This is a genomic window from Thauera butanivorans NBRC 103042 (genome assembly GCF_001591165.1).
Taxonomy (GTDB): domain Bacteria; phylum Pseudomonadota; class Gammaproteobacteria; order Burkholderiales; family Rhodocyclaceae; genus Thauera; species Thauera butanivorans.
This window is the reverse complement of record NZ_BCUG01000064.1, coordinates 1-23,246: the sequence shown is the minus strand read 5'-3', so window position 1 is coordinate 23,246 and position 23,246 is coordinate 1. Positions and strand designations below refer to the sequence as shown.

Annotated in this window: 18 protein-coding genes, 1 tRNA gene and 1 pseudogene; 14 read left to right on the top strand and 6 right to left on the bottom strand. The window is 67.1% G+C overall.

Annotation, left to right across the window (positions count from 1 at the left end; all coding sequences use genetic code 11):
• Window positions 1-8: 8 nt before the first annotated feature.
• A pseudogene (locus TBU01S_RS19955) lies at window positions 9-185 on the top strand (integrase core domain-containing protein); the annotation flags it as partial.
• Between the two features lie 297 nt (window positions 186-482).
• Here the strand turns inward: TBU01S_RS19955 and TBU01S_RS19950 are convergent.
• Window positions 483-559, bottom strand: a tRNA-Met gene (locus TBU01S_RS19950).
• Window positions 560-705: 146 nt separating this feature from the next.
• Here TBU01S_RS19950 and TBU01S_RS19945 point away from each other — a divergent pair.
• The 13 genes from TBU01S_RS19945 to TBU01S_RS19885 all read left to right on the top strand — a co-directional run bounded on the left by TBU01S_RS19945 (window position 706) and on the right by TBU01S_RS19885 (window position 19,667).
• Window positions 706-1,101, top strand: coding sequence for a hypothetical protein (locus tag TBU01S_RS19945; RefSeq protein ID WP_245650996.1), 396 nt, complete (start codon window positions 706-708; stop codon window positions 1,099-1,101).
• Window positions 1,102-1,137: 36 nt separating this feature from the next.
• Window positions 1,138-2,490 (top strand): tRNA (N6-isopentenyl adenosine(37)-C2)-methylthiotransferase MiaB, encoded by a 1,353-nt coding sequence (gene miaB / locus TBU01S_RS19940; protein ID WP_068639252.1) that lies wholly within the window; start codon window positions 1,138-1,140, stop codon window positions 2,488-2,490.
• Window positions 2,491-3,516, top strand: coding sequence for a PhoH family protein (locus TBU01S_RS19935; RefSeq protein WP_068639251.1), 1,026 nt, complete (start codon window positions 2,491-2,493; stop codon window positions 3,514-3,516).
• Window positions 3,485-4,279: an rRNA maturation RNase YbeY gene (gene ybeY / locus TBU01S_RS19930; RefSeq protein ID WP_083953752.1), complete on the top strand. Its 795-nt coding sequence runs from the start codon at window positions 3,485-3,487 to the stop codon at window positions 4,277-4,279. Before TBU01S_RS19935 ends, ybeY begins: the two co-directional genes overlap by 32 nt.
• Window positions 4,280-4,338: 59 nt before the next feature.
• On the top strand, window positions 4,339-5,196 hold the full coding sequence (locus TBU01S_RS19925) for a CorC family transporter (RefSeq protein WP_068639249.1): 858 nt from the start codon (window positions 4,339-4,341) through the stop codon (window positions 5,194-5,196).
• On the top strand, window positions 5,196-6,710 hold the full coding sequence (gene lnt / locus TBU01S_RS19920) for an apolipoprotein N-acyltransferase (protein WP_068639248.1): 1,515 nt from the start codon (window positions 5,196-5,198) through the stop codon (window positions 6,708-6,710). The genes TBU01S_RS19925 and lnt overlap by 1 nt, the downstream gene beginning before the upstream one ends.
• A gap of 145 nt (window positions 6,711-6,855) precedes the next feature.
• Window positions 6,856-10,701 carry a DUF11 domain-containing protein gene (locus TBU01S_RS19915; protein ID WP_083953751.1) on the top strand — a complete coding sequence of 1,282 codons (3,846 nt, stop codon included), beginning with the start codon at window positions 6,856-6,858 and terminating at the stop codon, window positions 10,699-10,701.
• A gap of 172 nt (window positions 10,702-10,873) precedes the next feature.
• Complete coding sequence (locus TBU01S_RS19910) at window positions 10,874-12,031, top strand: efflux RND transporter periplasmic adaptor subunit (protein ID WP_068639246.1); 1,158 nt, start codon at window positions 10,874-10,876, stop codon at window positions 12,029-12,031.
• A 12-nt stretch (window positions 12,032-12,043) separates the two neighbouring features.
• Window positions 12,044-15,097, top strand: coding sequence for an efflux RND transporter permease subunit (locus TBU01S_RS19905; RefSeq protein ID WP_068639245.1), 3,054 nt, complete (start codon window positions 12,044-12,046; stop codon window positions 15,095-15,097).
• 174 nt (window positions 15,098-15,271) lie between these two features.
• Window positions 15,272-16,186, top strand: coding sequence for a glycine--tRNA ligase subunit alpha (glyQ, locus tag TBU01S_RS19900; protein ID WP_068639244.1), 915 nt, complete (start codon window positions 15,272-15,274; stop codon window positions 16,184-16,186).
• Complete coding sequence (glyS, locus tag TBU01S_RS19895; protein WP_068639243.1) at window positions 16,186-18,273, top strand: glycine--tRNA ligase subunit beta; 2,088 nt, start codon at window positions 16,186-16,188, stop codon at window positions 18,271-18,273. Before glyQ ends, glyS begins: the two co-directional genes overlap by 1 nt.
• A 26-nt stretch (window positions 18,274-18,299) precedes the next feature.
• Window positions 18,300-18,839 carry a D-glycero-beta-D-manno-heptose 1,7-bisphosphate 7-phosphatase gene (gene gmhB / locus TBU01S_RS19890; protein ID WP_068639257.1) on the top strand — a complete coding sequence of 180 codons (540 nt, stop codon included), beginning with the start codon at window positions 18,300-18,302 and terminating at the stop codon, window positions 18,837-18,839.
• Between the two features lie 84 nt (window positions 18,840-18,923).
• The gene (locus tag TBU01S_RS19885) at window positions 18,924-19,667 is read left to right on the top strand and encodes a lysophospholipid acyltransferase family protein (protein ID WP_068639242.1); all 744 of its coding nucleotides are present in this window, start codon (window positions 18,924-18,926) and stop codon (window positions 19,665-19,667) included.
• A gap of 148 nt (window positions 19,668-19,815) precedes the next feature.
• Here the strand turns inward: TBU01S_RS19885 and TBU01S_RS19880 are convergent, their stop codons facing one another.
• From TBU01S_RS19880 to TBU01S_RS19860, 5 genes are all read right to left on the bottom strand, one after another.
• The gene (locus TBU01S_RS19880; protein WP_068639241.1) at window positions 19,816-20,382 is read right to left on the bottom strand and encodes a phasin family protein; all 567 of its coding nucleotides are present in this window, start codon (window positions 20,380-20,382) and stop codon (window positions 19,816-19,818) included.
• 358 nt (window positions 20,383-20,740) lie between these two features.
• Window positions 20,741-21,517: an enoyl-CoA hydratase gene (locus TBU01S_RS19875; RefSeq protein ID WP_068639240.1), complete on the bottom strand. Its 777-nt coding sequence runs from the start codon at window positions 21,515-21,517 to the stop codon at window positions 20,741-20,743.
• 34 nt (window positions 21,518-21,551) lie between these two features.
• Window positions 21,552-22,103 carry a lipopolysaccharide transport periplasmic protein LptA gene (lptA, locus tag TBU01S_RS19870; RefSeq protein ID WP_068639239.1) on the bottom strand — a complete coding sequence of 184 codons (552 nt, stop codon included), beginning with the start codon at window positions 22,101-22,103 and terminating at the stop codon, window positions 21,552-21,554.
• Window positions 22,100-22,678: an LPS export ABC transporter periplasmic protein LptC gene (lptC, locus tag TBU01S_RS19865; protein ID WP_068639238.1), complete on the bottom strand. Its 579-nt coding sequence runs from the start codon at window positions 22,676-22,678 to the stop codon at window positions 22,100-22,102. Before lptC ends, lptA begins: the two co-directional genes overlap by 4 nt.
• The coding region (locus TBU01S_RS19860) for a CBS domain-containing protein (protein WP_157659225.1) at window positions 22,679-23,246 on the bottom strand (568 nt) is incomplete at its 5' end.

Genomic DNA, 23,246 nt, shown 5'->3' with positions numbered 1-23,246 from the left:
GAGCCGACTACGTCGAGCGCTTTAACCGCACCGTACGCTACGACTGGCTCGGTCACTACCTGTTCGAGTCGATCGATGAGGTCCAGGATTACGCCACCCGCTGGCTCTGGCTCTACAATCACGAGCGCCCCAACATGGCCTTGGGCGGTATCACCCCAAAGCAGCGGCTGGCCATCGCCGCATAGCTCTACTTCTGGCTGCCCCTGAAAATGGGGGGATTACCGCCTCTCGACACTCGGTCGCCACCGCTACAGGAGTTGCCAACCACAACCGACCGCCTCTAAACCCGCGCCAGCAAAGGAAATGGCCTCGAGAACGCTCGCGTGGCCACCAGAGAAAACGGAGAACAGAGAGGCGTCGGTGGGGGCAAAAACGCCGCCTTCGCAGGGGGGGCGCTCGCGAGGCCATGCCCAGAAACCGCGCCAACACTGGGGGAACGGGCAAAAAAAATCCCAACCGATGAGGGTTGGGATTTTGGGAATTGGTGGTGATGGGCAGAATCGAACTGCCGACCTACGGGTTATGAATCCGTCGCTCTAACCGTCTGAGCTACATCACCAACAGAGCGCGCAAATATAGCGGGTCGAACGGGAAGGCGTCAATAGGCGTGATCTGCGTGATCGTAGGCCGCGCAGGCGGCCGTGTCGTGCCGCCGTACCTTTCCTGTCTGCGTAGCGTTTGATTTATAAAGGGTTTTGCGTTGACATGGCGCTCTCCATGGGTGAAAATCCTGCGCTTGTTCACGTAGCCTGCCGGTCATTGCCGGCTGATGTTTTGCGCAAGATTCCCTTCTCACTTCTGTTGCTGTCGCTGGCGGGCGCGCCCGGCTCGGCGGCGCACGCCGCGCCATCGCGGGCGTTTCCGGAAGATGCCCGCAAGACCACGATGACCTTCGCCTCCGCGGGAACCGTGCTGGTCGATGACCAGCCGGCCGCGCTGAGTCCGGGCGCGCAGATCCGCAACACCTACAACCGCATCGTGCTGCCTTCGCACATCCGGGGCGAATACAAGGTGCGCGTCAAGTTCGACAAGTATGGGCAGGTGCATCGGGTGTGGATCCTCACGCCCGAAGAGGCTGCCGTTCCCGATCCCAAGCGCTAGCGTCATCGCATTTGACGCCGTGACTGAATTTTCTCGATGAAGAAACTCTACATCCGCACCTTCGGGTGCCAGATGAACGAGTACGACTCCGACAAGATGGCGGACGTGCTCGCGGCCGGCGAAGAGCTGGTCAAGACCGACAACCCCGAAGAAGCGGATGTGATCCTGTTCAACACCTGCTCGGTGCGCGAGAAGGCGCAGGAGCGGGTGTTCCACGACCTCGGCCGGGTACGGCTGCTGAAGCAGGCGCGGCCCGACCTGATCATCGGCGTGGGCGGTTGCGTGGCGAGCCAGGAAGGCGAGGCCATCGTCAAGCGCGCGCCCTATGTGGACGTGGTGTTCGGCCCGCAGACCCTGCACCGGCTGCCGAACCTGATCGAGGCGCGCCGCCGCACCGGCCGCTCGCAGGTCGATATTTCCTTCCCCGAGATCGAGAAGTTCGACGCCATGCCGCCGGCGCGGGTCGAAGGCGCCAGCGCCTTCGTGTCGATCATGGAAGGCTGTTCCAAGTACTGTACCTTCTGCGTCGTGCCCTACACCCGCGGCGAGGAAGTGTCGCGCCCGCTGGACGACATCCTGGCCGAGATCGCCGGCCTGACCGCGCAGGGCGTCAAGGAAGTGACCCTGCTCGGCCAGAACGTCAATGCGTGGCGCGGCGAGCTGGTGCGCGAAGCGGGCGAGGAGGGCGACTTCGCCTTCCTGCTCGAGTGCGTGGCGGAAATGCCCGGCATCGAGCGCATCCGCTATACCACCTCGCACCCGCGCGAGATGACGCAGCGCCTGATCGACTGCTACGCCACCATCCCCAAACTGGTGTCGCAACTGCATCTGCCGGTGCAGTCGGGCTCGGATCGTGTGCTGGCGGCGATGAAGCGCGGCTACTCGGTGCTGGAGTTCAAGTCGGTGGTGCGCAAGCTGCGCGCGGCGCGGCCCGACCTGTCGCTGACTTCGGACTTCATCGTCGGCTTCCCGGGCGAGACCGAGGCGGACTTCGACAAGACCATGAAGCTGATCGACGACATCGGCTTCGACGGTTCCTTCAGCTTCGTCTACAGCGCCCGCCCCGGCACGCCGGCAGCCGACCTCGAAGACACGGTGCCGCAGGAGACCAAGCTCGCCTGGCTGGCGCGGCTGCAGAAGCGCATCGACGAGCAGTACCAGGCCAACAGCCAGGCCATGGTCGGCAGCGTGCAGCGCATCCTGGTCGAAGGCGCGGCGCGCAAGAACGCCGACGAAGAGCTGATGGGCCGCACCGACAACAACCGCGTGGTCAACTTCGCCGCGCCTTCGCTCAATCGCGGCCGCCTGATCAACCAGTTCATCGACGTGCGCATCACCGCCGCGCTGCCGCACAGCCTGCGCGGCGAGATCATCACCCGGGAATCCTGAATGGCGAAAACCCTGGATGTCTTCTTCGAGCCGGCGGACAACGCCCGGCTCGCCAAACTCTGCGGCGCGCTCGACGAGAACCTGCGCCAGATCGAGAACGCTTTCGACATCACCATCGCCCGCCGCGGCGAGCAGTTCACCCTGAACGGCCATCCGGCCCAGGTGCTGCGCGGCGAGATGGCGCTGAAGCATTTCTACGAACGTACCGAGAACGACCTGTCCTTCGACGAAGTCCAGCTCGGCCTGGTGGAGATCGCCAACCGCGGCGAAGCCACCGTGGCCTCGCCGGTGCTGATGACCCGCCGCAGCGAGCTGCACGGCCGTACGCCGCGCCAGGTGGAATACCTGCGCAACATCCAGGAGCACGACATCACTTTCGGCATCGGCCCTGCCGGCACCGGCAAGACCTACCTCGCGGTGGCCTGCGCGGTCGATGCCTTCGAGCGCGAGCTGGTCGAACGCATCGTGCTGACCCGCCCGGCGGTCGAGGCCGGCGAGCGCCTGGGCTTCCTGCCGGGCGACCTGGCGCAGAAGGTCGACCCCTACCTGCGCCCGCTGTACGACGCGCTCTACGACCTGATGGGCTTCGAGCGTGTCGGCAAGCTGTTCGAGCGCAGCCTGATCGAGATCGCACCGCTGGCCTTCATGCGCGGGCGCACGCTCAACAACGCCTTCATCATCCTCGACGAGGCGCAGAACACCACGCCCGAGCAGATGAAGATGTTCCTCACCCGCATCGGCTTCGGCGCCAAGGCGGTGGTCACCGGTGACCTCACCCAGGTCGATCTGGTGCGCGGCCAGCGCAGCGGCCTGAAGGAGGCCCAGCAGGTGCTGGCCGGCGTGCGCGGCATCGCTTTCACCGAATTCCGCAAGGAAGACGTCGTCCGTCATCCGCTTGTCGCACGCATCGTCGAAGCTTACGACAATGAGGCCGCCCGCCTGGAGCGCGCGAAGGCGGTGGCCGGTGCCCAGGCTCAGGATGAGGAAGACAAGGATGCCGAAAGCGGCGAACGAAAAAATGGGTAAGACCAGGATTCTTGCGGTCGACGCCGATGGCAGAACGACGCGGATCAAGGCCGAGCGCCTGGAGATCGAACTGGGCGACGGCCGTCGCCTGCTGCTGAGCCTGCCCGGGGAGCCCTGGGGCGACCTGGAAATCGAAGCCGACTGCGCCGGTGAGGATGCCGTGCCGCTGCTGTCGCTGCAGCCCGCCGCCTGCAACGTGCTGACGCTGCGCGTCGATCTGCAGCACGGCCTGCTGCCGGTCGAGGAGGCCGAGCCGATCGATCTGCCGCAAGGCGACAGTCCGCCGGTGCTGAAGCTCGCCGTGCAGAAGGCGGTCGAAGGCGTCGACAAGGCCAACGCACCCAAGAAGCACGCCATCCGCCGCTGGGCGCAGGCGGCCCTGCTGCGTGATGCCGAAGTCACCGTGCGGCTGGTGGGCGAGGCCGAAGGGCGCGAACTGAACCGCGGTTTCCGCGGCAAGGACTACGCCACCAACGTGCTCACCTTCGTCTATGGTGAAGGTGAGGCGATGCCCGCTGCGGGCGAGGGCAGCGAGGGTGGTCATGGGCCGCTGGCCGGCGACCTGGTGCTGTGCGTGCCGGTGGTGGTGCGCGAGGCGGCCGAGCAGGGCAAGACGCTGGAAGCGCATTTCGCCCATCTGGTGGTGCATGGTATGTTGCACCTCCAGGGCCATGACCACGAGAACGAGGCCGATGCCCTGGAAATGGAAAAACTCGAGACGGATATCCTCGGTGGTCTCGGCTACGCCGATCCCTATGCCTGACTACATGCCGGGCGATGGCGGGTCGGCAGGCGCCGCCCGCGGAACCGCCATCCACCGACATGGATAGTCCTGGAAAACCTTCATTCATCGAGCGCGTCGCCGCGCTGCTGTCGCGTGAGCCGGAAGACCGCGACGACCTTCTCGCCCTGCTGCAAGCCGCTTTCGAGCGCGACCTGCTCGACGCCGACGCCTTGTCGATCATCGAAGGTGCGTTGCAGGTTGCCGACATGCAGGCTCACGACGTCATGGTGCCGCGCGCGCAGATGGACTGCGTGCGCCTCGACAGCCCGGTCGAGGATATTGCCGGCTTCGTCGTCGACACCGGGCATTCGCGCTTTCCGGTGATCGGCGGCGGCAAGGACGACATCGTCGGCATCCTGCTGGCCAAGGATCTGCTGCGCCACTTCGCCGGGCGCGAGTTCGACCTGCGCGGCCTGCTGCGGCCCGCCGTCTTCATTCCCGAATCCAAGCGCCTCAACGTGCTGCTGCGCGAGTTTCGCGCCAGCCACAACCACATGGCGATCGTCGTCGATGAATACGGCGGCGTCGCCGGGCTGGTGACGATCGAGGACGTGCTGGAACAAATCGTCGGCGAGATCGAGGACGAGCACGATCTGGACGACAGCGGCGACAACATCCGCCTGGCCTACAATGGCCACTACCGCGTCAAGGCCACCACCGCCATCGAGGATTTCAATGAGGCTTTCTCGACGGCGTTCTGCGACGATGAATACGACACGGTCGGCGGCCTGTTGATGCGCCGCTTCGGCCGCCTGCCGCAGCGCGGCGATACCGTCGAGCTGGCGGGGCTGCGCTTCCAGGTGCTGCGCGCCGACTCCCGGCGGCTGCACTCCGTGCTGGTCGACGTGCTGCCGCCGCTTCCATCATCGTCCGAAGCCGGAGCGACTGACGCCTGATGCGGGCCCGCCTGGTATCTGCCCTGCTGGCGGGCGCGGCCAGCGTGCCGGCGTTCGAGCCGTTCGGCTGGTTTCCGCTGATGTTCGCCAGCCTTGCCGTGCTGGCGGGCTTGCTGGCACGCGCCGGGCGGACGCGCGACGGTTTCCTGATCGGCTTCGCCTGGGGCTGGGGCGCCTTCATTGCCGGCGTGTCCTGGCTGTATGTCGCGCTCGAGCGCTATGGCGGCATGCCGGCGCCGCTGGCCGGGCTGGCGATCGCGCTGTTCTGCGCCTATCTCGCCCTGTACCCGGCGCTGGCGGGAGCCCTGTTCGTGCGGCTGCGCGGCCTGGCCTGGCGGCCGGGGGCAGGCACGCTTTCCGCCGCAGCCGTGTTCGGCGCACTCTGGCTGCTTGCCGAATGGCTGCGCGGCGTTGCCCTGACCGGTTTCCCCTGGCTGGCCGTCGGCTATTCGCAGACGCCGCCCAGCCCGCTGGCGGGCTGGCTGCCGGTGCTCGGCATCTACGGCGTCGGCGGACTGCTGGCTTTCCTGTCCGCGCTGGTGGCGCTGACCGATTGGCGGAAGGCAGCCCGGCGGCAAGGGCTCGGTGCCCTGGCCGTGGCGGCGGCCCTGCTGGCAAGCGGCGCAGGCCTGCGCGGCCAGGCCTGGACCACGGCTGTCGGCCAGCCTGTGGACATTGCGCTGGCGCAGACCAATTTCAGCCAGAGCCTGAAATGGGATGCCGGACGCTTCACCGACGTGCTGCGCGACAATTTCGCGCTGGTGCGCGACGAGTTCACCCGCACCGATCCGCCCGCCATCCTGGTGCTGCCCGAAACCACGCTGCCGACCCTGCTCGACCTGCTGCCCGAAGGCTATCTGGAGGCGCTGGCCGGCTTCGCCGCCGATGCGGGCGGCGACCTGGTGCTCGGTGCCTTCCGCCGCGACGAGGCCGGACGCATCTACAACGCCGCGCTCAGCCTCGGCAGCGCGCCGGTGCAGCATTACGCCAAGCAGCACCTGGTGCCTTTCGGCGAATACTCGCCGCCGCTGTTCGGCTGGTTCTACCGCCTGGCCAGCATCCCGATGTCCGACCAGACCCGCGGCGCCGCCGACCAGCCGCCGATGGCGCTCGGCGGGCAGCGCATCGCGCTCAACATCTGCTACGAAGACCTGTTCGGCGCCGAGATCATCCGCGCGCTGCCGCAGGCGACGCTGATGCTCAACATCTCCAACCTCGCCTGGTACGGCGACTCCTTCGCCCAGCCCCAGCATCTGCAGATCGCCCGCGCGCGTGCGCTGGAAACCGGCCGTCCCATGTTGCGCTCGACCAACACCGGCATGACCGCGCTGGTGCAGCCCGACGGCCGCGTGACGGACCTGCTGCCCGCGTTCGAGCGCGGCGTGCTGCGCGTCAGCGTGCAGGGCTACGAGGGCATGACGCCGTACGCCCGCTGGGGAAATGGTGCGGCGCTTGCACTGGCAGCGCTGCTGCTTGCGTTCGCCTTGTTCCGCAGAGTGCGTATGCGAGTGTGATTTTTTCACGGTGAAGGCGGTTTCATTGCTGCGCCCGCGGCAGTCCCCTCTGGCTATGCGGCTACAATTATCTTAAAATTTTTCCCTGGCCTTTCGTCATAAACGGGCCAGGGTTTGAAGATGCCTTTGATCCAGGGATAAGCAGATGGCTCAGATGAATCGAACATACGTGACAGGGGAAAGCGCACCGCCCTCCAGGCCGTGGCGCTGGTTGGCGGTGCCGGTGGCGCTGGCGGTGATGGGGGCGGAAGTGTTGGCTCAGGAGATACCTGACGTACTCGTCAACCATGACGGCCTCTATGCTGGCGCGGATGCAACCGAAGGCCCCGCTGGCGGCACCTTCACCTACCGGGCCAAGGTCAAGCTCAATGTGGGTACCAGCGCCAGCAATGCTGTGGTCATCCAGCAGCTGCCCGAAGGGGCCATCTACCAGGGGCGTAGTTTTTCCCCCGACGCCGGGACCATCAGCTGCACCGGCCTGCCGTCTGCAGGCACGGTTTTGACCGCATCCAACAATACGTCCCGCTGCACGATCGCCACGCTTGGTACGACCTTCAAGTGGATCGACTACAACGTCATCCTCCCCTCGGTCGCGTCTGACTGGACAGCTACGGCCAGCGCGGAGCTTCCGCCGCCTACGGGTGTGGCAGACGGTGACGGCGGGGTCAACAACACGAACCTCCAGCGCCAGTTCACTACCAATGAGGCGTCGGACCTGGGTATCACCCTCGTTTCCAGCGCGGCCAGTGTCAATAATGGGGACAACTACTCTTACACGATCACCGTCACCAACCACGGCCCGTCGGAGATTCCGGCTGCAGGCCGGGCACAGGTGACCTTCGAGGTGCCGGCGGGGGCGTCGGTCATTTCCCAGCCCGGTGGTCCTGGGTGGACATGCCTCCCCGCAGCAGGCGGGTTCCCGGTCACAAGCGGCACTTATACCTGCACGCTCTCCGGGGCGCTGGCCGCGACGGGTACGCCTGGTACCCCCATGCCTTCCATCACGGTGCCTGTCCTGGCAACCGCCAGCGGCTCGATCGGTGCGGCGGCCAGCGTGGAAGGCTTTGCCGATGCCACCACACGTCGCCCGGACGGCCAGTTGAACAACAATACGGCTGCGGTAATCGTGACGGCTGCGGGGGATGATTGGGCCGACATGTCGCTGGCCAAGTCCGTGTCGCCGGTGCAACTGGATGCGAACACCGCTTCCTCCCCGGTGACCTACACCCTGACGCCCAGATTCGAGGCCGGCGGACTCGTGCCCGCGGATGTCCGGGTGGAGGACGTGCTGCCCACAGGGGTGACCTTTGACGCTTTTGGCGCTCTCAATGCCAACTGGAACTGCTCGGCAAGCACTACGACCAAAGTGGATTGCTCGTGGAATGGGGCGTACACGGGGAACCCCGGCACCAACATGCCACCGATCACCTTCACCGCCAGAGCGGCACCGCCGGGGGGAGTTGGCTCAGCCGGTTCCATCGTCAACACCGGCCGGGTGTCGCTGCCGGGCCAGAACGAGCCGAACACCACCAACAACACTGCCACCGCGGTGCTGGGCTTCAGCAACACGGCGCAACTGTCGCTCAGCAAGAGCGGCCCGCAGCGGCCGGCGAAGAAAGGCGAGCCTTTCCCCTACACCCTACGGGTGACCAACGAAGGCCCCATGCCTATCGCGGCTGGCACGGTCATTACCTTGACCGATACGCCGACTGCCCCGCTCAAGCTGGTGGGTATGCAGACCAGTAGCAATTGGGCTTGCCCGACAGGAGGCACATCATTCGGAACTGAAGGTGCTCAGGTACAGTGCCAATACACCGTTCCGGCAGGCGGGATGGCGGTGGGCGCTTCGACCTCGCTGGTGCTGAATGCTCAGGTGGACACCATTACGGGTGAGTTTACCGTGTTCGGCAACAGCGCCACGGTTGGCCCGGTTCCAGAGCGCGCAGGCACTGCGGTCAGTTCCAGTGCCAATGTGACGGTGTCCGACACGCAGGCCGACCTGGTGGTGTCGAAGACCGTCATCTCGGGGACCGCCCCGTTGCGTACCGGCGACCCGATCACCTATCGCATTACCGTGACCAATAAGGCGGGTAGTTCCCAGACAGCGCAGGCGGTCCGCATCGAGGACATGCTGCGCGATCTGGTGACCGAGCATGACGGCGGCGGACCGACCGGCACTTATCCCGGTGGCGGTTTCGTGTCGGCGGTAGAGGGCTCGTTCTCGGGCGGCACACCGGTTCCAGGGCAGACCATCACCTGCAACGCGCCAACAGGGGAGCAAAACTCCAGAGATCGTACTCTGGTCTGCACCGCCAGCCACCTGAGCCCGGGTCAGAGCGTATCTGTCGACGTGACCATCAAACCCCGCGTCGCGACAGCCAGCCCCGCCGATACGGGCGTCACCGCCTACACCAACACGGCCAGCGCGTTCTCGCCTCACATCCACGATGAGACTCCGGCGGACAACACTTCCAGCGTCCCGATCGACATGACGCCCTATACGGACCTCGCCGTGCTGAAGGCGGTGACGCCCGATCCGGCCGCCGCAGGCGAACCGGTGAGCTATACCGTGACGGTGCAGAACCTTGGCCCGTCCTCGGCGCAGGACGTCAAGCTGGTGGACCGCCTGCCTGCCAACCTCATCCTGGTCGGCCCGGCAACTGTTCCCGCCCAGCCTGCTGGCGGAAGCTGCTTCCACAGTACCGATGCCACTGCCACCTCGGGCGATCCGCTGGATGGAAAGCAGGGCGGCTACCTGATCTGCACCTGGACGGGAGCATTGGACAAACCCGCCAATGCCGTCGGCCAGATCGCGGTGCAGTACAAGGGGCGCTCCGTGGGTACGCTGCCGGCAAGCACCGTGCTGGGCAACGATGTCAAGGTGAGTACCGTCACCCCTGAACGCGATTACACCAACAACGACGACGACGCCCAGTTCACCCTCAAGAAGGCCGAACTGGACGTGCAGGTGCAGATGCGCCACTCCGACGACGGCCTGCTGCTCGGAGAGGAAACGGAGTACACGATCACCATCCGGCATGCGCAGGATTCGCTGTCCTATGCCACGCAGGTGAACATGCGGGATGTGTTCCCGGCCACGCTGATCGACAGCATCACCGGCGCCAAGCTCAATTCGTCCGCCACCTTCAGCTATCAGGGCGGCCTGAGCGTGACGCCCACGGCCACGACCAAGGCGGGCTACACCTCCGGCGTGACCGGGGCAACGGGCGGCACGGCGGTCGACACGAGCATGTGCACGGCGCCTTCCGTCGGCGCGACCTCGGGTGCGCTGGATTGCACCTTCCCGCTGATGGCGCCGGGCGACACGGTCACCATCAAGTTCAAGATGAGGGCCGAATCGCTGCCTGCCGGCGCCACCACCGGCACGATCTTCCACGACGTCAGGGTGAGTGCTGCGGAAGAGGAGTACATGAGCGGCTACGATGCTGCGCTCAACAACGCCACCAGCGACCGGACGTCCACCAGTAACCGTGCCGGTCCGCGGCCGGCAGTTGACCTCGGGTTGCAGAAGCTTGGGCCGACCGGCCGTCCGCAGCCGGGCACGACGGTGATGTACACCATCACCGTGAGCAACTACGGCACCGATGCCAACTCGCCCGCGGGGTCGATGATCGACACCTTGCCGGCAGGGCTGAGCTTCGTCAGTGCGAACAGAGACGGTGCGTCTGTGAGCTGCACGCCTGCCGCCAATGTGGTCACGTGCCCGGTGCCCTCCCTGCCAAGGGGCGGAAGCACGGTCTTCGTCCTGGAAACGGAAGTGAATGACCCGTTTGACGGCAGCTACCCGCTGATCAACAAGGCCCGTGTGTCGGTATCTGGCGATGGTGATCCGGACAATGACGAAGATGGAACCAGCACCCAGCCTCCGCCGCCGGCTTCCATCCCGGTCGACAACCCGCTGGCCCTGCTGGCGCTGATCTTCGGCGTCGGCCTGGTGGCCCGCTGGCAGCACGGCCGCCGCCGGCATTGAGGCCGGGGTGAGGCCGCCGTGAAGCCGCGATCAGGCCGTGGCAAGGGGTGAATGATGGACGGGGAGCTTTGGCTCCCCGTTTTTTCGCATCGACCTGGCATGCCGATGCTGGCGAGCCTGCCATAATCGCGCCACCCCATCGTTTCGATCCGGCGTAGCAACGCCTTCACCCATGAATAAGAGAATTGCCCGTACTGCCGTATCCATTGCCGCACTGGCGCTGGTGCCGATGCTGTCCTTGTCCGGTGCGTTCTCCGCCGGTGCCCAGGACGCGGCGCCGGCGCCGCGTCCGGCCCTGACCGTGAGCGTGGCGCAGCCGGAACGCATGCAGTTACCGCAGCGCCTGGTCGCCAACGGCGACGTCGCGGCGTGGCAGGAGGCCAGCGTCGGGGCGGCGATCGGCGAGCAGCGCCTGGTCGAAGTGCGTGCGGACGTCGGTGATACGGTGCGAGCCGGCCAGGTGCTGGCGGTGTTCGACGACGAGATGCCGCGCGCCGAGGTTGCGCAGGCGCGGGCCGCGCTGCTCGAAGCCGAGGCGGGGGCTGCCGAGGCGGTGGCGAACGCCGACCGTGCGCGCAGCCTGCGGGCGAGCGGGGCGATGAGCGAGCAGCAGGTGATCCAGTTCCTGACCGCCGAAAAGACGAGTGCGGCACGCATTGCATCGGCCCGCGCGACGCTGGCCGCACGCGAACTGCGCCTGCGCCATACCCGTTTGCTGGCGCCGGACGATGGCGTCATTTCGGCGCGCAGCGCCACCGTCGGGGCAGTGGTGGCGAACGGTACCGAGCTGTTCCGCATGATCCGCCAAGGCAGGCTGGAATGGCGGGCGCGTCTGACCGAGACTGAAATCGGCCGCGTCCGCGCCGGCCAGACCGTGGCGCTGACGCTGGCCGACGGCAGCCGGCTGCATGGCAAGCTGCGCATGGTGGCGCCGACGGTCGATGCGCAGACGCGCTTCGGCCTCGTCTATGTCGATCTGCCGATGCGTGGCGCCGAGGCCGGACTGGCGAAGGCGGGCATGTTCGCGCGCGGCGAGTTCGAGCTGGGCGAGGCCGAGGCGCTGACCGTGCCGCAGCAGGCCGTGGTGGTGCGCGAGGCCTTCAGCTACGTGTTCAGCGTCGGCGGGGACGGCCGCGTCGCGCAGTTGAAGGTGCGCACCGGCCGGCGTGCCGGCGACCGGGTCGAGATCCTCGATGGCCTGGCGGCCGGGGCGCGGGTGGTGGTGGCCGGTGCCGGTTTCCTGAACGACGGCGACCTGGTGCGCGTGGCCGAGCCCGCTGGTGCAGCGGCTGCCGATGCCCCGGCGGCCGGCGTTCCGGCGGCGCGCTGAGGGCCGCGGGCGATGAACGTTTCCGCGTGGGCCATCCGCAACCCGATTCCGGCGGCGATGCTGTTCGTGCTGCTCAGCTTCGCCGGTCTGCTGTCCTTCGGCGCGATGAAGATCCAGAACTTTCCCGACATCGACCTGCCGTCGGTGACGGTGTCGGCGGTGCTGCCGGGGGCGACGCCGTCGCAACTGGAGAACGACGTCGCGCGCAAGATCGAGGATTCGATCGCGACCCAGTCCGGACTCAAGCACATCTATACCAAGGTGCAGGACGGCAGCGTGCTGATCACCGCCGAGTTCCGCCTGGAAAAACCGGTGCAGGAGGCGGTGGACGACGTGCGTTCGGCGGTCGCCAGCGTGCGCGCCGACCTGCCGGGCGATCTGCGTGACCCGGTGGTGAACAAGGTCGATCTCGCCGGCACGCCGGTGCTGGCTTTCACCATCCGCTCGCCGCGCATGGACGACGAGGCGCTGTCGTGGTTCGTGGACCACGAAGTGTCGCGCAAGCTGCTGGCGGTGCGTGGCGTGGGTGCGGTCAACCGCGTCGGCGGCGTGACGCGCGAGATGCGCGTCACGCTCGACCCGCTGCGCCTCGAAGCGCTGGGCGTGACCGCGGCCGAAGTGTCGCAGACGCTGCGCGAAGTGCAGACCGAGAGCGCGGGCGGGCGTGCCGACCTGGGCGACGGCGAGCAGCCGGTGCGCACGCTGGCAACCGTCGCCGACGCCGAGGCGTTGGGCGACATCGAGCTTGCGCTGGCCGGCGGCCGCACGCTGCGCCTGCGCGAAGTGGCGAAGGTGGAGGACACTGTGGCCGAACGGCGCTCGGCGGCCTTGCTCGACGGCAAGCCGGTGGTCGGCTTCGAGGTGTCGCGCAGCCGGGGCGAGAGCGAGGTCGAGGTCGGTGCCGCGGTGCAGGCGGCGCTGGCCGAGCTGCGAGCGGTACATCCGGACGTCGAGATCACCGAGGCCTTCAACTTCGTCACCCCGGTGGAGGAGGAATACCACGGCTCGCTGAAGCTGCTGTACGAAGGCGCCGCGCTGGCGGTGATCGTGGTGTGGCTGTTCCTGCGCGACTGGCGGGCGACGCTGGTGTCGGCAGTGGCCTTGCCGCTGTCGGTGATCCCGGCCTTCCTCGGCATGTACCTGCTCGGCTTCTCGATCAACGTCGTCACGCTGCTGGCCTTGTCGCTGGTGGTCGGCATCCTGGTGGATGACGCCATCGTCGAGGTCGAGAACATCGTGCGCCACCTGCGCATGGGCAAGACGCCCTACCAGGCGGCGATGGAGGCGGCCGACGAGATCGGCCTGGCGGTGATCGCCACCACCTTCACGCTGATCGCGGTGTTCCTGCCCACCGCCTTCATGAGCGGCGTGGCGGGCAAGTTCTTCAAGCAGTTCGGCTGGACCGCATCGCTGGCGGTGTTCGCCTCGCTGGTGGTGGCACGGGTGTTGACGCCGATGATGGCGGCCTACCTGCTCAAGCCCATCGTCGACAAGCATGCCGAGCCGCGCTGGCTGGTCTGGTATTCGCGCTGGGCCGAACGCTGCCTGCGCCATCGCGCGCTGACCATGCTGGCCGCGGCAGCCTTCTTCATCGGTTCGGTGATGCTGATTCCGCTGTTGCCGACCGGCTTCATTCCGCCCGACGACAATTCGCAGACCCAGGTCTATCTGGAACTTCCTCCTGGCGTGACGCTGGCGCAGACGCTGGACGTGGCCGAGCAGGCGCGCCTGCTGGTCGGCGGTGTCGAGCATGTGCGCAGTGTCTACACCACGATCGGCGGCGGCAGCGCCGGCGGTGATCCGTTCGCGCCCAAGAGCGCGGCCGAAGTGCGCAAGGCCACGCTGACGGTGCTGCTGTCGCCGCGTGCGGAGCGGCCGGTCAAGCAGGTGATCGAGCAGGATATCCGCGCCGTGCTGGAAACGCTGCCCGGCGTGCGCAGCAAGGTCGGGTTGGGAGGATCGGGCGAAAAATACATCCTGGTGCTGTCCGGCGAGGATGCGGTGGCGCTGCAGTCGGCGGCGCTGGCGGTCGAGCGCGACCTGCGCACCATCCCGGGCCTGGGCAGCATCGCGTCGACCGCCAGCCTGATCCGTCCCGAGATCGCGGTGAGGCCGGATTTTGCCCGCGCGGCCGACCTGGGCGTGACCAGCCGTGCCATCGGCGACACGCTGCGCGTGGCGACGGTCGGCGACTACGACATGGCGCTGGCCAAGCTCAACCTGTCGCAGCGCCAGGTGCCGATCCTGGTGCGGCTGGACGAGTCCGCGCGCGAGGATCTCGCGCTGCTCGAACGCCTGGCGGTGCCGGGTGCGCGCGGGCCGGTGATGCTCGGTCAGGTGGCGACGCTGGAAGTGGCCGGTGGCCCGGCGGTGATCGACCGCTACGACCGTTCGCGCAACATCAACTTCGAGATCGAGCTGTCGGGCGTGCCGCTCGGCGAAGTCACCGCGGCGGTGGCGCAACTGCCGTCGGTGCGCAGCCTGCCGCCTGGCGTCAAGATCGTCGAGATCGGCGATGCCGAAGTCATGGGCGAGCTGTTCGCCAGCTTCGGCCTGGCGATGCTGACCGGCGTGCTGTGCATCTACACGGTGCTGGTGCTGCTGTTCAAGGACTTGCTGCACCCGGTCACGATCCTGGTCGCGCTGCCGCTGTCGCTCGGCGGCGCCTTCGTCGCGCTGCTGGCGGCACAGAAGAGTTTCTCGATGCCTTCGCTGATCGGCCTGATCATGCTGATGGGCATCGCCACCAAGAACTCCATCCTGCTGGTCGAATACGCCATCGTCGCCTACCGCGATCGTGGCCTGTCGCGCGCCGAAGCGCTGATCGACGCCTGCCGCAAGCGCGCCCGCCCGATCGTCATGACGACGATCGCGATGGGCGCCGGCATGATGCCGATCGCGATCGGCTCCAGCGCCACCGACAGCAGCTTCCGCTCGCCGATGGCGATCGCGGTGATCGGCGGCCTGATCACCTCGACCGTGCTCAGCCTGCTGGTGGTGCCGGTGGTGTACACCTATGTGGAGGGCTTCAAGAGGCGGGCGGTGAGCTTGTTGCGGCGTTCTTGAACGGGGGACTTTTTCGGCCGTGGCGTCGGGCACGATGGGGCCTGATGAGGGGCGGATGGGGAACAAGTGCGGGGCAAGTGAGGGGGATGTGCGCCCCTGAGGCCGGAATCCCAGTAAAATCCCGGACTTTGCGTTCTTCGTGCGGCCTTTGCCGCCCCCACCGATCAAGGCGCCATGTCCGTTCAGAAACCCACCTTCCAGCAAGTCATCCTCACGCTCCAGCATTTCTGGGGCGAACGCGGCTGCGTGCTGCTGCAGCCCTACGACCTCGAAGTCGGCGCCGGCACCAGCCATACCGCCACCTTCCTGCGCGCGATCGGCCCCGAGCCGTGGAATGCCGCCTATGTGCAGCCTTCGCGCCGGCCCAAGGACGGCCGCTACGGCGAGAACCCCAACCGCCTGCAGCACTACTATCAGTTCCAGGTGGTGCTGAAGCCCTCGCCGCTGGACATCCAGGAGCAGTACCTGGATTCGCTGCGCGCGCTGGGCATCGATCCGATGGTGCATGACATCCGCTTCGTCGAGGACGACTGGGAGAACCCCACGCTGGGCGCCTGGGGGCTGGGCTGGGAAGTGTGGCTGGACGGCATGGAAGTCACCCAGTTCACCTATTTCCAGCAGGTCGGCGGGCTGGACTGCAAGCCGGTGCTGGGCGAGATCACCTACGGCATCGAGCGCCTGGCGATGTACCTGCAGGGCGTCGAGAACGTCTATGACCTGGTGTGGTCGATCGCGCCCGACGGCCGCAAGGTGAGCTACGGCGACGTCTACCACCAGAACGAGGTGGAGCAATCCACCTTCAACTTCGAGCACAGCAACGTCGACTTCCTGTTCTCGCTGTTCGCCAGCTACGAATCCGAAGCCAGGCGCGTGATGGAGGTTGGCCTGGCGCTGCCGGCCTACGAGATGGTGCTGAAGGCCGCCCACACCTTCAACCTGCTCGACGCCCGCGGTGCCATCTCGGTCACCGAGCGTGCCGCCTACATCGGCCGCATCCGCAACCTGTCGCGCGCCGTGGCGCAGGCTTATTTCGAATCCCGCGAAGCCCTCGGCTTCCCGATGCTGAACGCCGGCAAGGAGGGCGTGTGATGACCAGCGCGACCCTGCTCGTTGAGCTGCTGACCGAAGAATTGCCGCCGAAGGCCCTGCCGCGCCTGGGCGAGACCTTTGCCGGCAAGATCGCCGAAGGCCTGAAGGCAAAGGGCCTGGCGCCGGCGGATGCGGCTTTCCGCGCCTTCGCCAGCCCGCGCCGCCTCGCCGTGACGGTGGCGAATGTGGCCGCCGAAGCGGCGGCGAAGGAAGTCACCGAGAAGCTGATGCCGGTGTCCGTCGCGCTCGATGCCGATGGCAGGCCGACGCCGGCGCTGCTGAAGAAGATGGAAGCCAAGGGCATTGCGGCCGATGCCGTGGCCGGCTTCGAACGCCGCATGGATGGCAAGGCCGAGGCGCTGTTCCACACCGCGACGGTGCCGGGCGCGAAACTCGCCGACGTGCTGTCCGCCATCGTCCAGGACGCGATCAAGGCGCTGCCGATCCCGAAGGTGATGCACTGGGGCGATGGCGACGCCACCTTCGTGCGCCCGGTGCACAAGCTGACCATGCTGCGCGGCGCCGAGGTCGTGCCGGGCCGCGTGCTCGACCTGGATTCGGGCCGTACCACCCGCGGCCACCGCTTCATGAGCCGCGGCGACATCGACATCGCCACTGCCGACGCCTACGAGCCGACGCTGCTGGCCGAAGGCAAGGTGATCCCGAGTTTCGCCGAGCGCCGCGACGACATCGAACGCCAGTTGCTGGCCGAAGCGGCGAAGCAGGGCGCGCTGCTCGGCGAATACGCCGACCTGCTGGACGAGGTCGCGGCGCTGGTCGAGCATCCGACGGTGTATGTCGGCGAGTTCGAATCCGAATTCCTCGCCGTGCCGCAGGAATGCCTGATCCTGACGATGCGCGCCAACCAGAAGTATTTCCCGCTGTTCGACGGCACCGGCAAGCTGCTGAACCGCTTCCTGATCGTTTCCAACATGCGGGTGGCCGATCCGTCGAACATCATCGGCGGCAATGCCCGCGTGGTGCGGCCGCGCTTGTCGGATGCGCGCTTCTTCTTCGAGCAGGACAAGAAGCAGCCGCTGGCTGCCCGCCTGCCGCGCCTGGCGCCGGTGGTGTATCACAACAAGCTCGGCAGCGTGCTGGAGCGCGTCGAGCGCCTCGAAGCGCTGGCCGGTGCGATCGCCGCGCAACTGAAGGCCGATGTCACCGCGGCGAAGCGCGCCGCGCGCCTGGCGAAGGCCGACCTCGTTACTGACATGGTCGGCGAGTTCCCCGAGCTGCAAGGCATCATGGGCCGCTACTATGCGCTGGCCGACGGCGAGGGTGAAGTCGTCGCCGATGCGATCCAGGCCCACTATCAGCCGCGCTTCGCCGGCGATGCGCTGCCGGCCGGCAATGCCGCCGCCGCCGTGGCGCTGGCCGACAAACTCGATGCGCTGGTCGGCTTCTTCGGCATCGGCATGGTGCCGACCGGCGACCGCGACCCCTTTGCGCTGCGCCGCGCCGCGCTTGGCGTGCTGCGCATCCTGATGGAAACGCCGCTGCCGCTCGAACTGCCCCGCCTCATCGAGCTTGCCGCCGCCGGCTTCAAGCCCGGCCTGCTCGGCGCCGAAGGCTTCTCCGCGCAACTGCAGGACTTCATGTTCGAACGGCTGAAGAACCTGCTGCGCGAGCGTGGCCGCGACGGCGCGGTGATCGACGCGGTGCTGGCGCTCAGGCCGGCCCGCATCGACCTGGTGCCGGCCAAGCTGGCAGCGGTGGAGGCCTTCCGCGCGCTGCCCGAAGCCGAGGCGCTGGCGGCCGCCAACAAGCGCATCGTCAATATCCTGAAGAAGGCCGGAGGCGAGCCGGGCGAGCCCGACATCGCGCTGCTGCAGGAAGAGGCGGAAAAGGCGCTGTTCCAGCGTGTGGTCGAAGTCGCCCCGCTGGTCCGCTCGCACGTCGCCAACGAGGACTACACCGAGGCGCTGCGCGTGCTCGCCGGCCTGCGCGGCGCGGTCGACCAGTTCTTCGAGGACGTCATGGTGATGGCCGAAGAGCCGCTGACGCGCCAGAACCGCCTGGCCCTGCTGGCCCAGCTTGCCGGCTTGATGAACCAGGTGGCCGACATTTCGCGCCTGTCCGCCTGACGCTGCAGGGACCGCCCGCCATGCCGATGAAGCTCATCATTCTCGACCGCGACGGCGTCATCAACGTCGACTCGGACCAGTTCATCAAGTCGCCCGAGGAGTGGAAGCCGATCCCCGGTTCGCTCGAAGCCATCGCCCGCCTCAACCAGTGGGGCTGGCGGGTGGTCGTGGCCTCGAACCAGTCCGGCGTCGGCCGTGGCCTGTTCGGCATGGACACGCTGAACGCGATCAACGACAAGATGGTGCGCAGCCTGGCCCAGGTGGGCGGGCGGCTGGATGCGATCTTCTTCTGCCCCCACGCCGCAGATTCGACCTGCGACTGCCGCAAGCCGAAATCCGGCCTGTTCCGGCAGATCGCCGAGCGCTTCAATGTGGATCTGAACGGCGTGCCCTGCGTGGGCGACAGCCTGCGCGACCTGCAGGCGGGGGTGCGCCTGGGCTGCGAGCCCTATCTGGTGCTGACCGGCAAGGGCGAGGCGACGCGCGAGAGCCCGGACCTGCCGGCCGGCACCCGGATCTTCCCGGACCTCGATGCCGTGGCCACGGCGCTGACTTCTTCGCGCTGAGCTTCCCTCGTACCGGCGCCAGTGCGCCTTCCCGATCCGCCCGCCGGCGCGCCGTCCGGCGGGGCCATTTTCCGAGTCCCGACCGTGCACCTGATCCGCTCCTCCGTCTTCGCCATCCTGCTTGCCCTGGTCACGATCCCGTACGCGCTCTTCGCGATCCTGATCTTCTGGTTGCCGCCGATGACGCGCCACCGCCTGATCACGTCCTGGGTACCGATCATGATGTGGATCATCAGGCACGTGCTGGGCATCCGCTACCGCATCGTCGGCGCCGAGAACATGCCGGCGGGGCCGGCGGTGGTGCTGTCCAAGCACCAGTCGGCATGGGAGACGATCGCGCTGCAGCAGATCTTTCCGCCGCTGTGCTACGTGCTGAAGAAGGAAGTGCTGCGCATACCCTTCTTCGGTTGGGGGATGGCGAGCATTCCCGGCATCGCCATCGACCGTTCGGCGGGCAAGGATGCGCTGGCCCAGGTCGTGGAACAGGGACGCAAGCGCCTGAAGGAAGGGCTGTGGGTCGTGGTGTTCCCCGAAGGCACCCGCGTGGCGCCGGGAAAGACAGGCCGCTACAAGCCGGGCGGGGCGATCCTGGCCAAGCGCGCGGGTGTGCCGGTGGTGCCGGTGGCGCATAACGCCGGCGAGTTCTGGCGCCGCAACGCCTTCATCAAGCGTCCAGGCGAAGTCATCGTCAGCATCGGCCCGGCGATCGAGGTCAAGGGCGTCAAGGCCGACGAGATCAACAAGCGCGCCGAAGCCTGGATCGAGGCCGAGATGCGGCGCCTGTTCCCGCATCATTATGCTCGGCCCGCTCCGGGATCGATCCAGTAAACAGGCATTCTCCAGGCGCTCTCCGGCCGGGCTTCGGCCCGCAGCTACGGCATGGTCTTCGTCGCGGCGGGAACGGGCGGAGCATCGCCGTCAACACGAAACGGCCCCGCATCGCGGGGCCGTTTCGTGAAACCGTGAAGCTGAAGACTTAGGCGGCCTTCTTGGCAGCGGTCTTGGTGCTGGTGCTCACGGCCTTGACGGTGGCGTTGGTCGCGGCGGCCACGTTGGCTTCGGCGATCTCGGCGACTTGCTTGGCAGCCTTGCTCATGCTGTCGTAGGCGCTGTTGGCGGCGGCGATGGCCGACTTGACGGCGGCGACGGCAACGTCCGAACCGGCGGGAGCCGACTTGGCAGCCTTGTCCAGGGCGGAAGCGACGCCCTTGTTCAGCTCGGCGACCTGGCCTTCGAAGACCTTCGACACTTCTTCCTGGCTCTGCGAGGTGATCTCGTAGACGCTACGGGCGTAGGCGACGGCCTTTTCGACGATCGGCTGGGCCAGCGAAGCTTGCAGGTTGACCAGCTCTTGCACGTCCTTGACGGCCAGCAGAGCCTTGGTGTTGGCAACGCCGTCTTCCAGGATCGAACGGGCGGTGTTCAGGTTCAGGGCGGCCAGGCGCTCGGCGCTGGCGAAAGCGGCGTTGGCCAGGGTCAGCAGGGTTTCGACGTTGGCTTTGTTGGTGGCGGCGAACTGCTCGGGGGTGACGAAGGCGGACATGAATGACTCCTAGTAAAGAATGAGGTTATGCAGAAACATCGGACTTTCTCGCTTGCCGCGATGTTGCATTGCAGCATGGACTGAATTATAGGGATGCCACTTTCCCTGTCAAGAAATTTTTTGTGCATTGCACAATAGTGATGCGATTATTTTCATCTATCGCCATCGATGGCTATCCGGTCATCGCGTCCGGGGCCGACGGCATCATGCCCCGCAGAGTTTGCGCGAGCATGACGGCCGGAGGCGGGAGCCACGGCGGCGGCTGTCCGGCAGCTTCGGCAGGACCGGGCAGGCCGTTAACGCGAAACGACCGCCCGGGGGCGGTCGCATGTTCCGCGGCATTGCGGCCGGGACGGCTTCAGTCGTGCCTGAAGCTGGGCTTGCGCTTCTCGACGAAAGCGGCCATGCCTTCCTTCTGGTCGTTGAGCGCGAAGGAGGAATGGAACACGCGGCGCTCGAACAGCAGGCCTTCGCCGAGGCTGCTCTCGAAGGCACGGTTGACCGACTCCTTGATCATCATGACGACGGGCAGCGAGAAGCTGGCGATGGTTTCGGCGGCGGTCAGGGCTTCTTCCAGCAGCTTGTCGGCGGGAACGACGCGGGACACCAGGCCGGCCTTTTCGGCTTCGGCGGCATCCATGAAGCGCGCGGTCAGGCACAGATCCATCGCCTTGGCCTTGCCGACTGCGCGCGGCAGGCGCTGGGTGCCGCCGGCGCCGGGCAGGGTGCCGAGCTTGACTTCAGGCTGGCCGAAGCGGGCGCTGTCGGCGGCGATGATGATGTCGCAGGTCATCGCCAGCTCGCAGCCGCCACCCAGCGCAAAGCCGGCGACCGCGGCGATGATCGGCTTGCGGCAGGTCTTGACGCGCTCCCAGTTGCGCGTGATGTAGTCGCCCTTGTAGGCGTCCATGTAGGAGTAGTCCGCCATCGCGCCGATGTCGGCACCGGCGGCGAAAGCCCTGTCGGAGCCGGTGATGACGATCGCGCCGATGCCTTCGTCGGCCTCGAAGGCGTCGAGCGCAGCGCTGATTTCGTCCATCACCTGGTCGTTCAGCGCATTCAGCGCCTTGGGCCGGTTCAGGGTGATCAGGCCGACACGGCCGCGGGTTTCGGTGAGGATGAGTTCGTGGTTCATACTGTCTCCAGGCAGGTGGAAGAGGTCGGCCGGCTTACGGCTGTGTGGTCGTCTTGCTGTCGTTCTTGGGCTGGATGACCGCGCGCACGCGTCCGTCGCCGTTCGGCTTGCCGCCCGGCGCGTTCTTGGCGAGGTAGTTCTCGGTGATCGCGTCATACTCGATGTAGGCGCCGCGGACTTCGTCGCCGCCGCTGGTGACGCGTGCGCGATTGAACAGCCGCGCCTTCTCGTTGCGGCTGTCGTACTCGATGCGCTCGGCTTCGCCATCGACGTATTCGTTGGTGCCTTCGCGCTTCTGGCGGAAAGTGGCGAGCTTGTTGCCTTCCGCGGTGGCGACACCGTTCTGGAAGCCGGCGGCGTCCTGGGTGACGACGAGCTTGTCGCCCTTGATCAGCAGGCTGCCCTGGGTCAGGACGACGTTGCCCTCGAACACGTGCACCTTGTTGCGGTCGTCGACCGTCATGCGGTCGGCTTCGATGTTGACCGGCTGCTGGCGGTCGGCGCTTTCGGCGAGCGCGGGCCGGGCGACGGCGCCGAGGGCGAGGAAGAGCAGCGGAACCAGTGAGCGGAGGGTCGGAGCGTTCATGAAGCGGATCCTTGGCGGCGCGGCATGTTGACGTGTACCTGGCCGATGAGTTCGAGCGTGCCGAACAGGTTGTCGGCGCGCATGCCCTGCGCATCCGCGCGGGTGCTGCCGCGCGTCAGCTGCACGGGCGAATCGGTGTGCGCCCGATGGGTGTCGGGCCATACGGTGAGGGTCTCGGAATCGAGCGCCAGGGCGGGGTCGTCCGCCACCGCAGGGCGGCGCACGCGCACCTCGCCCTGCATGTCGACCTGTTCGCCGCCTGGCGAGACTTCGGCATGCAGGGCGGTGATGTGCGTTTCCCGGCCTTCGTTGATCATGCGCAGGCGCGGCATGTCGAGCCGGGTGATGTCGCCCTGCGGAAAGTGGCTGAGGCGGTCGGCGAACAGTTCGTAGCGCTGCGCGCCGTTCGCGCCGTAGCCGACCACGCGGGTGTGCTCGGCGATGAAGTCCGGCCCGGTCTGCTCCGCGGCTTCGGCGGCAGGTTCATCGACGCGGGTGACGCGCTCCAGCCACACCGAGGCGCCGGCCAGTAGCGCGAGCATGATGATGGGGTAGAGGCGATAGCTGTTGACCACTCAGATTACCTTGGCCTGCATCAGGTCGTGGGTGGTGAGCGCGCCGACGAGGCCGCCGTCCGCGTCCAGCACCAGCAACTGGCTGATCCGCATGCGCTCCATCAGTTCCGCCGCTTCGGCGGCGAGGGCTTCCGGGCCGATCGAGCGCGGGCTGCGCGTCATCACCTCGGTCAGCTTGGTGCTGCGGACGTCGCAGCCCTTTTCCAGTGCGCGGCGCAGGTCGCCGTCGGTGAAGATGCCGATCGGGCGCGAATTCGCGTCGCATACCGCGGTCATGCCCATGCCGCCTGCGGTCATCGCCAGCAGGGCCTGGGTCAGCGGCGCATCGCTTGCGACCATCGGCACGGCTTCGGCCGGGCGCATGACGTCGCCGACGTGGGTCAGCAGCCGGCGGCCGAGGGCGCCGCCCGGATGGGAGCGGGCGAAGTCGTCGGTGCCGAAGCCGCGCGCGTCGAGCAGGGCCACGGCCAGCGCGTCGCCCAGCGCCAGCGCGGCGGTGGTGCTGGCTGTCGGGGCGAGGTTGAGCGGACAGGCTTCCTCGGCGACGATGGCCTCGAGATGGATGTCG

Bases quoted from the DNA above. Each gene is read 5' to 3' on its own strand.
- TBU01S_RS19905 (WP_068639245.1), top strand. From the start codon at position 12,044: ATGAACGTTTCCGCGTGGGCCATCCGCAACCCGATTCCGGCGGCGATG.
- glyS (WP_068639243.1), top strand. From the start codon at position 16,186: ATGACCAGCGCGACCCTGCTCGTTGAGCTGCTGACCGAAGAATTGCCG.
- glyQ (WP_068639244.1), top strand. From the start codon at position 15,272: ATGTCCGTTCAGAAACCCACCTTCCAGCAAGTCATCCTCACGCTCCAG.
- TBU01S_RS19910 (WP_068639246.1), top strand. From the start codon at position 10,874: ATGAATAAGAGAATTGCCCGTACTGCCGTATCCATTGCCGCACTGGCG.
- TBU01S_RS19935 (WP_068639251.1), top strand. From the start codon at position 2,491: ATGGCGAAAACCCTGGATGTCTTCTTCGAGCCGGCGGACAACGCCCGG.
- lnt (WP_068639248.1), top strand. From the start codon at position 5,196: ATGCGGGCCCGCCTGGTATCTGCCCTGCTGGCGGGCGCGGCCAGCGTG.
- TBU01S_RS19880 (WP_068639241.1), bottom strand. From the start codon at position 20,382: ATGTCCGCCTTCGTCACCCCCGAGCAGTTCGCCGCCACCAACAAAGCC.
- miaB (WP_068639252.1), top strand. From the start codon at position 1,138: ATGAAGAAACTCTACATCCGCACCTTCGGGTGCCAGATGAACGAGTAC.
- TBU01S_RS19945 (WP_245650996.1), top strand. From the start codon at position 706: ATGGCGCTCTCCATGGGTGAAAATCCTGCGCTTGTTCACGTAGCCTGC.
- TBU01S_RS19915 (WP_083953751.1), top strand. From the start codon at position 6,856: ATGGCTCAGATGAATCGAACATACGTGACAGGGGAAAGCGCACCGCCC.
- TBU01S_RS19925 (WP_068639249.1), top strand. From the start codon at position 4,339: ATGGATAGTCCTGGAAAACCTTCATTCATCGAGCGCGTCGCCGCGCTG.
- ybeY (WP_083953752.1), top strand. From the start codon at position 3,485: ATGCCGAAAGCGGCGAACGAAAAAATGGGTAAGACCAGGATTCTTGCG.
- TBU01S_RS19875 (WP_068639240.1), bottom strand. From the start codon at position 21,517: ATGAACCACGAACTCATCCTCACCGAAACCCGCGGCCGTGTCGGCCTG.
- gmhB (WP_068639257.1), top strand. From the start codon at position 18,300: ATGAAGCTCATCATTCTCGACCGCGACGGCGTCATCAACGTCGACTCG.
- lptA (WP_068639239.1), bottom strand. From the start codon at position 22,103: ATGAACGCTCCGACCCTCCGCTCACTGGTTCCGCTGCTCTTCCTCGCC.